Raw genomic sequence first — 15664 nt, forward strand, 5'->3', positions numbered from 1 at the left:
CTCAGGAGAGCCCGAGCGTGGGCGGCGGTAGCGCGATGGTCGCGATGGTGCCGCCGCCCGGTGCCGGTTCCATAGTCGCGGTGCCGCCGTGTAATTCGGCGATCCACGCCACCAGTGCCAGCCCGATGCCGCTGCCGCGGCCGCCGGTGACGCCGCGCTGGAACGGATTGCTCGACAGCTGCGGGTGCAGCCCCGCGCCGTGATCGCGGACGCTGACGCGCCCCTCCGCGACGAACACCTCCACCGGAGCGCCGGGATTGATCGCACCGTGCGTGATCGCGTTCTCGATCAGGTTGCGCACCGCCAGGCTCAGCAGGTTCGGGTCGCCGACGACCACCGTAGGACTGCTGTGCACAACGACATCGGCCTTGAATTCCTCGGCAACCGATTCGGTGAGCTGATCGAGCAGCAACTGCACCCGTTCCATCGTCGTCACGCCCGCCTGCATCCGGGCTCGCGCGAGCAGACCCGCGACGATCCGCTCCATCCGGGACCCCAGCTCGCCCGCCTCGCCCAGCGCCCGTTCCACCTCGTGCGGATCGCGCCGTCGCGGCGCGGTGACCAACCCCAAAGTGGTGAGCGGCGTACGTAATTCGTGCGCGGCATCGCCGAGGAACCGTTCCTGCTCCTCGACCAGCACCAGCGCCTGACGCATGCTTCGGCCCGAAAGTGCATGTGCCGCAAGGGCGGACAGGGTTACCAGGGTGAGACCACCGACGACGAGCGCCCACAGCAGCAGCGCCCGATCGCGATCCATCAGCCCCGGATTCGTGCCGGCCACCACGACCGCCTGGGTATTGGTGTCGTCCCAGAAAATCGGCGTTGCCGCCAGTCGTACCGAACGGCCCGCGCTATCGTAGCCGTCCCGGAAGACGATTCCCTCCGCACGCACGGCATCGTCGGCCAACGCCTCGGCGCCGTTGTTCGGCGGCAGCCAGGAACGCAGGTGCCCGTAGATCTCGCGCCAGTGCCCGTTGTCGTCGTTGGTGACGATCATGACCGCGGTCTCGCCGTTGGCCAGGTCGTCCTTCTCGACCAGCTCGAGGTTGATCACCTGGTCGTCCGGGTCGAGGTCGATGCTGCGCCACAGTCCGGTCACCACCCGGTCCAGGGCGTCGTCGACGGCATGGTGGCGGGAGCGCGCGTCGATGGTCGCCGCGAGGACGCCGAGGATGATCAGGCAGGTCGCGGTGATCACGGTGATGAGCGCGGTCAATAGCCAGCGGGTGCGGCGCAGCCTTGCCGCGGCGGGCCGGGCGTCTGACGTGGAAATCAGCGTGCGAATGGGGCACTTCCGATCATGAAGCCGGTGCCGCGCACGGTCTCGATCACCTGCGGCGGCCCGAGTTTGCGGCGCAGCTGGGCGATCACCGCATCGACGACATTCGATGCGGGCTCGGCCATCTCGTCCCAGCAGCACTCGATGAGTTCGCTGCGGGAAACCACACTGCCCGCGCGGGTGGCGAGCAGTTCGAGCACGGCGAATTCCTTCGGGGTCAGCGAGCGCAGAATGCCGGCGCGCTGGACGCGGCGGCGCGGCAGGTCGATGTCGATATCGCCGAGCACGAGGCGGGCGGGCGCCGGATGTTCGCGGCGGCGGCTCAGCGCGCGCACCCTGGCGGCGAGTTCGGGCAGCGCGAACGGTTTGACGAGGTAGTCGTCGGCGCCGTGCTCGAAACCGGCGATGCGGTCGGCGAGCCCGTCGCGGGCGGTGAGCATCAGCACCGGCACCCGCTGGCCGGCGGTGCGTTGCGCGGCGACCAGGTGCAGGCCGTCACCGTCGGGCAGGCCGCGGTCGACAACGAGGACGTCGTAGGTGTTGACCGCGATCTTCAGGTCCGCGTCCGCCAGGTGGTGGGCCAGGTCGACGGCAAAGCCCGCCGAGCGCAGCCCGGCGGCGACTTCATTGCCAAGACCTTCATCGTCTTCCACCACCAGCACACGCACGAGATCAGAGAATAGGTCATTTCAGACAAGGCCGATCCGTCATCCCGGGCGACCGCCGGGATGACGGATCGGCGCAGGCCGGATGGCGGTCCGGCACAGCAGCTGTGATCAGTTGCTGGAGTAGTACAGATCCCAGTCACCGGTGGGCGTCCGCTGGCACTCCCACCACTTCCAGTCCGGGTGCGCGGGCGCGTTCGAGCCGTCCGCCCGGCAGGCCGCTTCGGTGCCGTAGGTGCCGACGTAGATCGTCTCCGCGTTGGCCACCGCCGACCCTCCGGCGACGAGGCCTGCCGAGAGCGCGACGGCCGCGAGCAGGGTGCTGATCTTCATGTGTTTCCTCTCTCCCCGGCGCGGGTTCCGCGCCTGGAGACAGAAAACCAAGCTGTCCGTGAGATTTTCGTGAGGCCGGGCGACGCCCCAGCTCAGCGGGGTGCTTCCAGACGCATCGCCCAACCGACCAGTGAACGGATATAGCGCAGCACCATCTCGTCCGGGTGCTTCGCCGGATCGGTCAGATGCAGCCGGGCCAGTTCCTCCAGCGCGGCCAGCAGGATTCGCTCGGTCGGACCGTCCGGGTCGACGGTGACGCCGGCATAGCGGGACAGGTGTCGCGCGCCGATCGCCCGCGCGTAGGCGCGGCCGTGCTCGAGCCGGTCGCACAGGCCGGGCGGGCCGCCGTCCGGCGGGCTGAGGATGATCCGCCAACTGGTCGGCGCGGCATGCAGATAGGCGAGGATGCCGCGACCGATCTGATCGACGTCGACGGTTTCCGACCAGTCGACGCTGCCCACTCCGGCCAGCGCGATCGCCGACTCCCGGTCCAGCAGCGCGGTCATCAGGCCGGACAGGTCGGTGAACTGCTGATACACCAGGGCGCGGGCGACCTGGGATTCGCGCGCCACCCGGTCGATGCTGACCGCGCCGAAACCGTCGGCGGCCACGATGTCGCGCGCGACATCCAGCAGCTGCGCCCGCCGGTCCGCCGCCGACATCCGGCGCTTGGGCGTCGGCTGATCGGCGGTCGGTGACTGGTCAGGCAAGGGCTGGGCGACGTACTCGGACGTGGCGCGATCCGTGCTCACCGCACCGACGGTAGCGCAAGCAACAGATCGACCGCCCTGGCCGCACTCTGTACTGCGCTTTCCATGGTCGCGGACCAGTCGGTGGCGGTCCAGTCGCCCGCGAGCACCAGCGTCGGCACCGAGGTGCGCTGGTCGGGGCGCAACGCGTGCGTGCCGACCACCTGCGAGAACGTTGCCTTCGGCATCCGAACCACGTGTCCCTGAATCACCTTCGCCGCCTTGGCGGCCGGGTAGTAGCGGCGCAGCAGTGCCAGCTGCTCGGCCACGATCTCCTCGTTGGTCTTGTGGATCTGTTCGTAGGCGCCGCTGGTGGTCAGGCAATACAGCCAGGCCCGGTCGGTGTTGCGGCCGGTCATTCGCTGGCGGTCGAAGACCTCGTCGATCACGCCGGTACCGCCGATCAGCGCCTCGAATTCGGCCGTGGTGCCCAGCGGGCGATCCAGGTACAGGTTGGTGCTGACGATCGGCGTGTAGCCCAATTTGTCTGCGGCGGCGTAGATTTCGGCGTGCTCGGGCAGGTCGTCGAGCAGGCCGTTGACGTTGGAGTTGGGCACGGCGCACACCACCGCGTCCGCGGGGACGGTGCTGCCGTCGGCCAGCGCCACCCCGGTGACCCGCCCGTCGAAGATGTCGATCCGGCGGGCCACCGCGCGATGCCGCACCGTGACCCCTTGTCGGGCAAAGACTTTCAGCGCGCCGGTGACGTAGAGCGTGTCCAGGTCGGTGGTGGGATAGCCGATGGTGGCGGGGCGCCGGAGTTTGATGCCGAGGCGGATGCCGGTGGCCAGCACGTCGGCGAGCACCTTCGCCGACTCCTGCTGCACCGGCTCGGCCGCGACGCCGAGGGCCAGCCAATCCCACAGGGCCTCGCGGGCTTTCGCTGGCATGCCGAGGCGAGTGAACCACTGCTCGGTGGTCAGGTCGGGTAGGTCGGCAGGCTGGTGCAGGCATTGCCAGCCGAGCCGCAGGGTGGCGACGGCGGCGCGGACCCGTTCGAGCGGACTGGCGTCGGGGTGTGCGCCGGTCAGGGTGCGCAGCGCGCCGAAGCCCTTCGTGCTCATGGTGGCGCTGCGGCCGTCGGGCCAGCGCAGCGTGGCGTGCTCCGGGAAGGCGACGTATTGCCGGGTGCCGACGCTGGTGAGATATCGGAAGAGGTGCTCGTAGCCGCTGGCGATCACGTGCTGGCCGTTGTCCGGGAGGTCGTCGGCCACGTCGACCTTCATGGCGTGCGTGCGGCCGCCGAGTCGGCCGCGGCGTTCCAGCAGGGTGACCTGCTTGCCGGCTTCGGCCAGCCAGACCGCGGCCGCGAGGCCGGCCAGTCCGCCACCGATGACCACGTACTGCCGCGGATCGTTCATGCCGCACTCCTCATCAACTTACATCTTGTAAGTTAAGTGGGAGGGGTCACTTCGTCAAGGGCGCGGCGACACCGAGGAGATCGCCGGGTGCGGCGCCTGCGGTGTCTGGGCATTCGAATTGGGATGCAGCAGTAGGTAACTGAAGAGCACGGTGGCCATGGTGGCCAGCGCCGCGAAGAAGAGGCGGGTGGCGATCGCGAGGAGCATGCGTCTGCCCGATCTCGATACCGTCGTCATGGCCTGCTCCTGTGCTGTGTCGTGACTGCCACGGATGTAGTCGTGCCGAGCGCGCCGATCATTAGCAACTGAGTGGCAAATTACAGTGGTGGACGGGTAATAGCCGGTGGGCACGCCGAGCGATTGGTTCGGTTGCACAGTTGATTCGGTGCGGCGAACCAATGGGCTTGGTCCGAAGTCGGATTTTCCGCGATCAGATTTGTGCGGTGCCGCACGCACGCTTGCGCGGCCGTGGCCGCGCGCTCAGGTGCCGGGGAGCGGCTGGCAGCGGGGGCAGAAGTAGATGCCGCGTTCGCGGTAGGCGATGCGGTCGGACGCGGGTGCGGTATCGCCGAGCAGTTGGGACGCGATGGGTGTGCCGCAGCGCTGGCAGGGGCGGCGAGTCTTGCCGTAGACGAGCTCGCGCCGGGGTGGTTTCCGCACGGACTCCGTCAGGATCCGGTGCGCCTCGTTCACCAGCGCGAGCAGGTCGGGCACCTGGGCGACCGGGGTAGTCGGGTGAACGCGGCGGAGGAAGCAGACCTCGCTTCGAAAGACATTGCCGATGCCGGCCAGGTTCCGTTGATCCAGCAGGGCGAGGCCGATCGGCTGGTCCGGGTAGCGCTCCAGACGCCGGACCGCCTCGGCCACCTCCCACTCCGGATCGAGTAGGTCCGGTCCGAGGTGATCGATGACGGTGTGCTCGTCGGCGATGCGCAGCACCTCCACCTTGCCGAGCGAAAACCCCACGGCCTCGACCTCATCCGTGCGCAGCACCAGCCGGGCCGTCACGCGCGGCTTCGTCCAGCGTTGCCCGCAGTGGAAGACCCGCCAGGTGCCCTCCATCTTGAGGTGCGTGTGAATGCTCACCGTCGGCGTCCGAATGAACAGATGTTTCCCGTAGCTGCCGACACTCTCCACGAGTTGGTCGCGTAGGTCGACGGTCGCGTACCGCGGCACCCGGAAGTCGCTGCCGGTCAACGTCTTACCCGCCAATGCCGCGCGCAGGCGCGCCGCGGTCAGGTAGACGGTGTCACCCTCGGGCATGGCACAGCCCGAGGTTAGTGGCGTCGTGCGGGATGCCCGGGCTCATGGGTGGCTCCGCAGGCGCAGGCCGCGAGGCGTGGTGGAGAAGCCCGCTTCGCTGAGGAAGCCCGCGAAGGTATTGCCGTGCACGGTTTCTCCGTCGACCCGGTCGATGACGAGGGAGTCGACGCGGCGGTTGTGCACCAGGTCGGCCAAGGCTTGGGCGGCGGACTGGCGGGCGTTCGGGTCCTCGGTGAAGGTGAGCAGCGTCTTGCCGCCGCGTTCGAGGTAGAGCACCAGGTCGCCGTCGACGAGAACGACCAGCGCGCCGGCCTTTCGCCCGGGGCGATGCCCGCTCTCGCCATCGCCTTTCGGCCAGGTCAACGCGGCGCCATAGGGATTGGCCGGGTCGCACGCCGCCAGCGCGAGTGCTTTGCCGGTCTGCGGCCGCGTCTCGCCGGGGCGGCTGCGCTCGATATCGAACGACCGCAGCCGGTCCACCACGTCGGTGGTGGAGAACTGGGCGCCACCGAGCGAATCGATGAAATACCCACGGCGGCAACGGCCCCGGTCCTCGAACTCGGTGAGCACCCGATACATCAGCGCGAAACCGCCGGGCACGCCCTCGTTCTGCACCGACCCGCGCGTCAGCACGCCATACCGTTCCAGCAGCATGTCCGCGGTCGCATGTGCCCGAACGGTGTTGTCCGACACCCGTTCCGGCAGCAGCGACCAGCGCCCCGCCACCGCGGGCGGGCCGGACCGGGTCGGCATGCTCGGGCGCGGCAGGTAAGCCCGCCCGCGCGGCGCCCGGCGCGGCGTCCGATGGGCGGTCGTGCTCCGCGCGGTACCCGACAACATGGCCCGGACCGGCGCGAAGGTATCGCCCGAAACCATTCCGGCCCAGGCCAATTCCCACAGCGCCGCCGAGACCTGGGTGTCGTCGAGTAACCCGGTCGCATCGGACAGCTGCCGGAAGAAATACGCACCGCCACCGTGCGGCACGGGTATCGGGTTGGGGGTCTCAGCAACCGCCGCGGGAGGCAGGAGGGATGCGCCGAGGGCGGTGAGCAGGCGCAGCTGCACCTCGGACAGTTCGATGTCGTCGGGCGGTGCCAGGGTGAAGGGGGCCTGGTCGGTCAGGTGCAGCGCGACCCAGCCGTCCTTGGCGGTGATCGAGCCGTGGCCGGACCAGAGGACCTCGCCGGTGGCCATCAGCTCGTCGAGCATGGCGGGGGAGTAGTCGCGCACCCGGGCGGGCAGGATGAGCGACTCCCAGGCCGAGGCCGGGATCGGTACGCCCGCAAGCTGTTCCACCACGGTGGCGACGCCGTCGACGCCGCGTAGTTCGCCGGTCCCGATGTGTTGCCAGGCCGGGAGGAAGCGGCCGAGGGTGGCCGTCGATACCGGCTCGACCTCGTGCCTGGCGGCGGCCAGCGAGCGGCGGCGCAGTCGGCGGAGCACCTGTGCGTCGCACCATTCCGAGCCGGCCGCACCTGGGGTGAATTCGCCTTCCACGATGCGCTTTTCGGTGATCAGCCGATGCAGTGCGGTGGCGACGACGGCCGGGCCGAGGCCGAAGCGGGTGGCCACCGCCTCGGTGCTGAACGGACCGTGCGTGCGGGCGAACCGGCCGACCAGATCGCCGAGCGGGTCGGCGACGGGTTCGATGAAGGCGGCGGGCGTGCCGATCGGCAGCGGCACGCCGAGCGCGTCGCGCAGCCGGGAGGCGTCCTCCACGGCCACCCACCAGCTGCGGCCCGCGAAGGTAACCTCCAGGGCCCGGCGCGATTTCACCAGCTCGGCACACCACTCGGCCGGGTCGTCGACGCAGCGTTCGGCGGCCTCGGCGGCGGTGAGCGGTCCGAGCAGCCGCAGCAGGTCCGCGAGTCCTTCGGCGTCGCGGGCCTGGCGTTCGGGGGTGAGCCGCTGCAGTTCCCGTTCGGTCTGCTCGAGGACCGAGGCGTCGAGTAGCTCGCGGAGTTCCACCCGCCCGAGTAGTTCGGCGAGCAGACTCGAGTCGAGCGATAGTGCGGCCGCACGGCGTTCGGCCAGCGGGCTGTCGCCGTCGTACATGAACTGCCCGATGTAATCGAACAGCAGGGCGTTGGCGAACGGTGACGGCGTGGCCGTCTCCACCTCGACCAGGCGCAGTTGGCGGCGCGCCACCCGGCCGAGCAGGTCGCGCAGCGACGGCAGATCGTAGACGTCGCGCAGACATTCGCGCACCGTCTCCAGCAGGATCGGGAAGTCGGGGAACTTGCGTGCCACGTCGAGCAGCTGCGCCGACCGTTGCCGCTGCTGCCAGAGCGGGGCGCGCTTGCCGGGATCGCGGCGCGGCAGCAGCAGTGCCCGCGCGGCGCACTCGCGGAAGCGGGAGGCGAAAAGCGAGGAGCCGCCGACCTGTTCGGTGACGATGTCATCGATCTCGTCGGGTTCGAAGACGAACAGCTCGGCGCCGGGCGGGTCGTCGGTGGTGTCGGGCAGGCGCACCACGATGCCGTCGTCGGAGGCGTTCGGCGCGGCGTCGACGCCGAACCGTTCGCGCAGCCTGGCCCCGATCGCCAGCGCCCACGGCGCGTGCACCGGCAGCCCGTACGGCGAGTGCAGCACCAGCCGCCAGTCGCCGAGCTCATCCCGGAACCGCTCTACCACCAGCGTTTTATCGGTGGGCAGGTGCCCGGTCGCGGTCCGCTGTTCGTCGAGCAAGGTGCCGAGGTTCGCGGTCGCGAACGCGTCCAAACCGGCTGCCGAGGTGAGCTTTTCCAGATTCTCCGGGTGCTGGCCGACCTTCCGCACGAATTCGCCGAGCGCACCGCCGAGTTCGGCGGGACGGCCCAAGCCGTCGCCGTGCCAGAAGGGCAGCCGTCCCGGTTGCCCGAACGCGGGCGTCACCAGCACCCGGTCGAAGGTGATCTCCTCGATCCGCCAGCTCGTCGCGCCGAGCGCGAACACATCACCGACCCGCGACTCGTAGACCATCTCCTCGTCGAGTTCGCCCACCCGCGAAGCCTTTTCGCCGACCATGTAGACCGCGAACAGGCCGCGGTCGGGGATCGCGCCGCCCGAGGTCACCGCAAGTCGCTGTGCGCCAGGTCTTCCGGTCAGCGTGCCCGCGTCCCGATCCCACACCAATCGCGGTCGCAGCTCGGCGAACTCGTCCGACGGATACCGTCCGGCCAAGAGGTCCAGCACCGACTCGTACGCCGAGCGCGGCAGCGCCGCATAACTTCCGGTGCCACGGACGATCTCGAACCAGGCGTCGACATCGATCGATTCCAGCGCGCACGCCGCCACGGTCTGCTGAGCCAGGATGTCCAGTGGATGCGCCGGAATCTGGATCGCCTCGATCTGCCCGGCGGTCATCCGCTGCGAGGCCACCGCGCAGTGGATGACGTCGGTGCGGTGCTTCGGGAACAGCACACCGCGCGATATCTCGCCGACCTGATGCCCGGCCCGCCCGATCCGCTGCAACCCGCTCGCCACCGACGGCGGCGCCTCCACCTGCACCACCAGATCGACCGCGCCCATGTCGATGCCGAGCTCGAGACTGCTGGTCGCGACCACGCAACGCAGCCGCCCGCTCTTCAGGTCGTCCTCGATGAGCGCGCGCTGCTCCTTGCTCACGGATCCGTGATGCGCCCGCGCGAGCAGCGGACCCGCACCGTGGATCACTTCGGTCGACGCACCGAGCTGCGCGGGCGGCCTGTGCTCGGTCTCCACCGGTTCGCCGAGCCGCGCCGCATAGGTTTCGTTGAGTCGCGCGGTGAGCCGCTCGGCCAGCCTGCGCGAATTCGCGAACACGATCGAAGACCGGTGTTCCAGCACCAGATCCACGATCGCCTCGTCCACGTGCGGCCAGATCGAGCCGGGTTGATCGGACTCACCGGGTTCGGTCATATCCGCCACCGGCACCCGGACGGACAGATCGAAGGTCTTCGGCGCGGGCGGCGAGACAATGGTGATCGGCGCGTTACCGACCAGGAACCGGCCGACCTCATCCGGCGGCCGCACCGTCGCCGACAGGCCGATCCGCTGCGCGGGCCGTTCAGTGAGCAGATCAAGCCGCGCAAGGGACAACGCCAAATGCGCGCCACGCTTCGAACCGGCGATCGCATGCACCTCGTCCACGATCACCGTGCCCACGTTCCGCAACGTCTCCTTGGCCGCGGAGGTGAGCATCAAGAACAGCGATTCAGGCGTGGTGATCAAAATGTCCGGCGGCGTCCGCTGCATCGATCGCCGATCGGCCGCGCTGGTATCCCCGGACCGGACCCCCACCGTGATCGCAGGCGGATCCAGCCCGAGCCGCTTGGCGGTCTGCGTCACACCCACCAGCGGCGCCCGCAGATTACGCTCCACGTCCACCGCGAGCGCCTTCAACGGCGACACATACAGCACCGAGGTCCCGGCCTTCTCCGTCGCCTTCTTCCGAGTGGCCAACTGATCGATCGCCCACAGGAACGCCGACAGCGTCTTCCCCGACCCGGTCGGCGCGACCACCAACGTGTGCTCACCCGCCGCGATCGCCTCCCACGCCCCGAGCTGAGCGGCCGTCGGCGCCGGGAAAGCACCGTCGAACCACTCCTGGGTAGCGGTGGAGAACTGAGCCATGCCATCAGTCTGCACCGAGGCACTGACAACTAGGTCGGCGTAGCCGACCTAGTTGCGACCACTGATCTCGTGAGTACATGGGTAACTCGTCGGGTACGGGCTAACTCTTTCGCTCCTCACCGACGGCCGCCAGCGCTACTGTCGTGGCACCTGAGCCTGGCCTGAATACTCGGAGAGGCGGAACAGTGCAAAAGGTGCTCAGACTCGACCTGGTCAGCCATGGCATGACTGAGGCGATGCGGAAGGCACGTTTTCCAGTCGACGAATCGCTGACCGAAGCAGGCCGCAGGGCCATCTCTGGCTGTACGCCGCTCGCCGCGCCACGGGTGCTCACCGGACCCGAGCGCAGGACGGTCGAGACGGCGGCACTGCTAGGGCTGCCCGGTGACGAGGACACCCGACTACGCGATCTCGACGCGGGCGCGTGGCGGGGCGGGGCGCTGATGTCGGTGCCGCAGGACGAGCTCTACGCGTGGCTCACCGACCCGATGTTCCGTGGCCACGGCGGCGAATCCGTGGTGGATGTGATCGAGCGAACCAGGTATTGGATGGCCGAGATCGCGTCGGAGGGCAAGTCGACCATCGCCGTCACCCACCCGGCCGTCATCCGGGCGGCCCTGCTGGTGACCCTGGACGCACCGCCGAAATCGTTCTGGCGGATCGACATTCCACCGGGCAGTGTCACCCGGTTGCACTATCGCGGCGAATGGACCCTGCACTTCACGGCGTGACCGCGCTCTTCGCGGCGAGCGGTCCAGTGCCGAGGGTGACCAGCAACCGGACGGCGTCGGTGATCAGCCGAGCCGGGATCGATGGGTCGATGGCGCGCTGCATGCCGAGGCCGATGCCCATGCTGAGGATGCCCGTCGCGGCGTCCTCGGCGGGCACCGGCAGCTCGATGCCCATGGTGTCGGCCAGCGTCTGCACCTGCGCGGCCACCGCGCCGCGGACCACGCCGAGGCTCGACACCAGCGCCGCCTGCAGGGCGGGATCGTCGCGGGAGACGGTCGCGAACTCGAATTCGAGCATGGTCCAGCCGACGTCGCCGACGGTCCGTTCGGCCCACGCCTGAAACCGCTCGAGCTGTTCCTCGAAGCTGTCGCCCGCCGCGAGCAGCTCGGTCACCTCGTCGAACTTGGTCGCGTGGATCAGTTCGATCACCTCGAGGCCGAGCTCCTTCTTGGTGCGGAAATTCGAGTAGACCGCGCCCTTGGAGTAGCCGGCCTCCTCGGCGACCCGCTCCAGGCTGGTGCTCGCGTAGCCGTCGGCCAGGAAGAGGTCGCGTGCCGTGGCGATCAGGTCAGCGCGGGTGCGGGCCTGGCTCTCGGACCGGGTCAGTCGTGCCATGCCGTGATTCTACGTACCGCCAGATTTGGGATACCACTGGTATTTGAATTCTGTTAGTGTTTGGAACCATGGGTAACAACAACGGGTCGCAGCGACGCGGCCTGGCCATCGGTTGTGGTGGCACGCTCGGTGCCGCGTGGATCGTCGCGGCGCTGGCCGCGGTGCGGGACGCGCTGGACTGGGATCCGCGCGAGGCCGATGTGCTGATCGGGACGTCCGCGGGCGCGGAGTACGTGACCATGCTCGGCAGCGGCATCTCGGTGGGCGAGTTGGTCGACATGCAGGACGGCACGTCCACGAATCCGATTCTGTTGGCGCACATGCGGTCGGGGCCAGGGCGATTTCCGCCGGTACCACGCCCGCGATTGGGCTCCTTCCGACTTCCCTTGCGCCGCATCGAGTCCGGGCAAGCACTGCTCACCGCGGGTAGTGGGCTGTTGCCGGTTGGTGGTGGCGACGCGAGCTGGTTGGAGCTGCTTGCCGAGCGGTTGAACCCCGGTCGTTCCTGGGTAACGCATCCGGCGACCTGGCTGGTCAGCATGGATTATGCGACGGGAGAACGGGTTCCGTTCGGATCGCCCGACGCACCGACCGCGCCGCTCGGTGCGGCCCTGCGCGCGTCGTGGGCGGTGCCCGGCTGGTTCCCGCCGGTACCCATTGCCGGACGCCGCTTCATCGACGGTGGCGCCGGTTCGACCGCCTCGGTGGATCTGCTGATCCCGGCGAAGCTCGATGAACTCGTCGTGCTCGCGCCGATGGCCTCGACCGGGAAGATCCCCGCGACCGGCGCCGGTCACCTCCTGGAACGGCAGCTGCGAAACCGCATGAGCGCCAAGCTCGATGCCGAGATCGCCCAGTTGCGCGCGACCGGAACCAAGGTCCTGCGCCTGGACGCCACCGCCGAGGATCTCGCGGTGATGGGACCCAACTTCATGGACGGCCGCCGCCGCCTCGACACCTTCCAGCACAGTCTGCGCAGCACCCGCCGTGCGCTCGAACAAGGAGCCTTCGCATGAGAATTCTCGGTCACGGATACCCCGACTTCGACCTGAAGGGCGCGCGCGTCCTGATCACCGGCGCCGGCCGCGGCATCGGCCAGTCCACCGCGGAACTGTTCGCGGCCAAGGGATCCGAGGTCGTGATCGCCGACGTCGACACCGTCGCCGCCGAAACCGCCGCTGCCGCGATCGGCGCCAAGTCCTACGAGCTCGACGTGCGCTCACGCGGCCAGTGGGACAAGGTGATCGCCGACCTCGGCCACATCGACGTCCTCGTCAACAATGCCGGCGTGATGCCCGCGGGCTCGTTCCTCGACGAGCCGGACGTGGTCGGCCAGGCCACCATGGACATCAACGTCTGGGGCCTCATCCACGGCATGCGCGCGGTCGCCCCCGGCATGATCGAGCGCGGCCACGGGCACATCATCAACGTGGCCTCGCTGGCGGGCAAGATTCCCATCCCCGGTCTCGCCGTCTACAACGCGAGCAAGTTCGCCGCCGTAGGCCTTTCCGCCGCAACGCGTTTGGAGTTCGCCCCGCAGGGCATCAGCGTCAGCTGCGTCATGCCCTCGGCCGTGCGCACCCGCCTCTCCTCCGGCCTCACCCTCGGCCACGGCATGCCCACCGTCGACCCCGAAGACGTCGCCGCCGCCATCCTGCGCACCGTCACCACCCGCAAGGGCGAAGTTGCCGTCCCCAGCTACCTCGGCCCCATCGACGTAGCCTTCGCCGCCACTCCCGAACGCGCCCTGCGCCTGTTCCGCCGCCTCATCGACGGCGACCGCGCCCTGCACCCCGCCGACGAAAAGACCCGCGCCGAATACGAGGAGCAGGTCCGCTCCATCAGCTGACCGCCACACCGTCGATCCGACAGTGACCCCGGAGAACTCTTCGGGGTCACTGTCGTTTCGCTTGGAAGGAAACTTCTCCCATCCGCACGGCCCGTGGTTACGAAGATCCATGGAGCCTGCTGCTTACACTTGTCCGATCTCGAACACCGGGTACCAGTGGGACCGCTCAGCACAATGGACGCTGCCGCACAGAAAAGGGACCACGAGTGCATATGTCGAGGAATGGACTATTTGCGGTAATCGCGCTCTGCGCGATGTTGTTCTCGGGCGTAGTCGCGCCCCGCGCCTCGGCCATCACCGATGACGAGCGAGAAGAGCAGATCGCGGCCGCGCTGTACGACTTCGTCTGTGCCGGAGACGGGAAGAAAGAGCGCAGCTACCGGTGGTATTCCGAATACGTCGATATCCAGGGACGAAATCCGTACACCGTGAAGGGCGCGGATACGAATCTCTTCGTGGTCGCCCTCAACACCCGCTATGACGCGCACCACGGTTTCAATCCGTGGAGCAGGCAGCAGATGTGCGGGGACCCCGGTTTCGGGGAATGGGTCAAGCAGGTTGCCGTCGCCCGAAAAGGCAAGATCAAGTCCTGCTGCGCGACCGAAAAGGGGTTGGCCGATTTCTTCGCGCAGAAGTTGCAGGCCATGATCGACCTCATGGAACGCGAAGACCAGGGCGACGATCCCTACGACACACTCTGGAAATGTGACGACTACCAAGGTGAATGTCAAAGCGGCAAATACTGATGAAAACGGCCCCCGGAGTCGGACTCCGGGGGCCGCTTGCTATTCGGGGGTCAGCAGTTGGTCGGGGCGGGCTCGCCGCGGAAACGCGCTTCCACGTAGTTCCAAGCCTGGACGAAGCCTGCGGCGGCGGTGGTCAGGTGTTCCGCTATTTCGTAGGGGTGGAACTCGACTCGGGCGCCCGCCTTGCAGTAGCGGTCGACCACTTCGGCGACCGGCGGGAAGAAGGTCATCTCGTCGAACCGGCCCTGCCAGATGTAGGTGGGGACGGTGGGCACGCCGTCGAAGTAGCGCAAGCTGTTCTCGCGCAACACCTGATGGGCGACCGGGCTGTCCATCAGGCTCTTGGAGGCGGCCATCTGCTCGGCGTTGCGGAACGCGCCGTGGAACAGCAGGAACCGGCGGCAGGCGTCGTGCGTGAATTCGCGGAACCACAGGCCGTTTTCGTTGAGCTGATCCGAAACCGGCAGCCGGTCCGGGTATTCGCGTTCGAGTCCCATCGCGGCGGCGAACGCCAGCCCGAACCCGGGGTGCGGGGCGAAGCCGAGCGCCATCGCCATTTCCTCGAGATCGGCGGGGATGCCGCCCGCCACCGACGCGGTGATCTTCAGATCGGGCGCGTAGGTGGGCTGCAGTGCGGCCGCCCACGCGGTGGCCATCCCGCCGCCGGAGTAACCGGCAAGTGCGACAGGCGAATTGGCGAGACCCAGTTCGGCCACCTTTTGCACGGCCTTGACGCTGTCCAGGGTCATCATGCCGCTGAGTCGCGCGGCACCGTAGGCGGAGGTGGGCCCGAGGTAGTCGGGCAGCGACACCGCCCAGCCGCGCCCGATCGGCAGCATCGCGCCGACCGCGTCCTGCAATTCGCCGTTGAACAGTGAGCGCGACGGGTTGCACTGGGTACCAAGGGAATTGATCAGTGCCTGGTAGGAGACGAGCGGTGGGTTCGCGACACCGTTCGGCAACAGGACGGTGGTCACGCCCATCACCGGATTGTTCTGCGAGTTGGTAGACCGGAACGCGACCTGCCAACCCGTGGTGCCGACATAGAGGCCGGTGTCGATCTTGCGGGCGCGCACGACGTCGCCCGGCTGCAGCGCCGCCAGGTCGGCGGGCGGTGCGTAGAACACATCGGGATCGGGTGTGGGATAGAGCGGTTGGGCGTTCGCGGGCAGGCCAAGCAGGCCGACCGAGACGACGCTCAACAACAGGATCGCGATCCTGAACGGAACTCTGTGCACGGTTTTCCTTAGAATCTCGGCCGTTATCGACTTGCCGACCCCGACTACGCCTCGGCAACTCGAACGGACCACCACTGCATGGGAAATCGCAGCGAACGTCATCGATCGCCACGTGGACGGACAGACAAGACCCCACAGCCGAACCGAAGGTCGGACCGGCACACCACCTTTCGGCTCAACGACTGCGGGCACCCGCGATAGCGGCACCATCCGCAGCGAACGTAGCGCCGCGCCCGCGGCT

14 protein-coding genes are annotated in these 15664 nt (G+C 68.4%); 4 read left to right on the plus strand and 10 right to left on the minus strand.

Annotated features, from left to right (window positions below):
* Nucleotide 1: 1 nt before the first annotated feature.
* From ACIBK2_RS10205 to ACIBK2_RS10240, 8 genes are all read right to left on the minus strand, one after another.
* Nucleotides 2-1216 carry a sensor histidine kinase gene (locus tag ACIBK2_RS10205; protein ID WP_396965619.1) on the minus strand — a complete coding sequence of 405 codons (1215 nt, stop codon included), beginning with the start codon at nucleotides 1214-1216 and terminating at the stop codon, nucleotides 2-4.
* A gap of 56 nt (nucleotides 1217-1272) precedes the next feature.
* Nucleotides 1273-1947, minus strand: a complete 675-nt coding sequence (locus ACIBK2_RS10210) for a winged helix-turn-helix domain-containing protein (RefSeq protein WP_396965621.1) — start codon at nucleotides 1945-1947, stop codon at nucleotides 1273-1275.
* A 108-nt stretch (nucleotides 1948-2055) separates the two neighbouring features.
* Complete coding sequence (locus tag ACIBK2_RS10215) at nucleotides 2056-2277, minus strand: hypothetical protein (RefSeq protein WP_396965623.1); 222 nt, start codon at nucleotides 2275-2277, stop codon at nucleotides 2056-2058.
* 92 nt (nucleotides 2278-2369) lie between these two features.
* On the minus strand, nucleotides 2370-2939 hold the full coding sequence (locus ACIBK2_RS10220) for a TetR/AcrR family transcriptional regulator (protein WP_396965915.1): 570 nt from the start codon (nucleotides 2937-2939) through the stop codon (nucleotides 2370-2372).
* 86 nt (nucleotides 2940-3025) lie between these two features.
* On the minus strand, nucleotides 3026-4387 hold the full coding sequence (gene hpnE / locus ACIBK2_RS10225) for a hydroxysqualene dehydroxylase HpnE (protein ID WP_396965625.1): 1362 nt from the start codon (nucleotides 4385-4387) through the stop codon (nucleotides 3026-3028).
* Between the two features lie 54 nt (nucleotides 4388-4441).
* A complete protein-coding gene (locus tag ACIBK2_RS10230; protein ID WP_357386591.1) occupies nucleotides 4442-4624 on the minus strand; it encodes a hypothetical protein in 183 nt (60 codons plus the stop codon).
* A 243-nt stretch (nucleotides 4625-4867) separates the two neighbouring features.
* On the minus strand, nucleotides 4868-5650 hold the full coding sequence (locus ACIBK2_RS10235; protein ID WP_396965628.1) for a DNA-formamidopyrimidine glycosylase family protein: 783 nt from the start codon (nucleotides 5648-5650) through the stop codon (nucleotides 4868-4870).
* Between the two features lie 42 nt (nucleotides 5651-5692).
* The gene (locus ACIBK2_RS10240; protein WP_396965630.1) at nucleotides 5693-10243 is read right to left on the minus strand and encodes an ATP-dependent helicase; all 4551 of its coding nucleotides are present in this window, start codon (nucleotides 10241-10243) and stop codon (nucleotides 5693-5695) included.
* Between the two features lie 185 nt (nucleotides 10244-10428).
* On the opposite strand from ACIBK2_RS10240, the gene ACIBK2_RS10245 reads away from it, so the two are divergent.
* Nucleotides 10429-10974 carry a histidine phosphatase family protein gene (locus ACIBK2_RS10245; RefSeq protein ID WP_150404323.1) on the plus strand — a complete coding sequence of 182 codons (546 nt, stop codon included), beginning with the start codon at nucleotides 10429-10431 and terminating at the stop codon, nucleotides 10972-10974.
* Here the strand turns inward: ACIBK2_RS10245 and ACIBK2_RS10250 are convergent.
* On the minus strand, nucleotides 10964-11590 hold the full coding sequence (locus ACIBK2_RS10250) for a TetR/AcrR family transcriptional regulator (protein WP_396965632.1): 627 nt from the start codon (nucleotides 11588-11590) through the stop codon (nucleotides 10964-10966). The two genes, ACIBK2_RS10245 and ACIBK2_RS10250, sit on opposite strands and share 11 nt — an antisense overlap.
* Before the next feature lie 68 nt (nucleotides 11591-11658).
* On the opposite strand from ACIBK2_RS10250, the gene ACIBK2_RS10255 reads away from it, so the two are divergent.
* The 3 genes from ACIBK2_RS10255 to ACIBK2_RS10265 all read left to right on the plus strand — a co-directional run bounded on the left by ACIBK2_RS10255 (nucleotide 11659) and on the right by ACIBK2_RS10265 (nucleotide 14185).
* Nucleotides 11659-12606 (plus strand): patatin-like phospholipase family protein, encoded by a 948-nt coding sequence (locus tag ACIBK2_RS10255; RefSeq protein WP_396965634.1) that lies wholly within the window; start codon nucleotides 11659-11661, stop codon nucleotides 12604-12606.
* Nucleotides 12603-13439 (plus strand): SDR family oxidoreductase, encoded by an 837-nt coding sequence (locus tag ACIBK2_RS10260; protein WP_396965636.1) that lies wholly within the window; start codon nucleotides 12603-12605, stop codon nucleotides 13437-13439. Before ACIBK2_RS10255 ends, ACIBK2_RS10260 begins: the two co-directional genes overlap by 4 nt.
* A gap of 254 nt (nucleotides 13440-13693) precedes the next feature.
* A complete protein-coding gene (locus ACIBK2_RS10265) occupies nucleotides 13694-14185 on the plus strand; it encodes a hypothetical protein (RefSeq protein WP_396965638.1) in 492 nt (163 codons plus the stop codon).
* Between the two features lie 50 nt (nucleotides 14186-14235).
* Here ACIBK2_RS10265 and ACIBK2_RS10270 read toward each other — a convergent pair whose 3' ends face one another.
* Nucleotides 14236-15402, minus strand: a complete 1167-nt coding sequence (locus tag ACIBK2_RS10270) for a lipase family protein (protein WP_396965918.1) — start codon at nucleotides 15400-15402, stop codon at nucleotides 14236-14238.
* Nucleotides 15403-15664: the final 262 nt, after the last annotated feature.

Origin of the sequence: Nocardia sp. NPDC050175, assembly GCF_044459885.1 — a bacterium.
In the GTDB taxonomy this organism is placed as follows: Bacteria; Actinomycetota; Actinomycetes; order Mycobacteriales; family Mycobacteriaceae; genus Nocardia.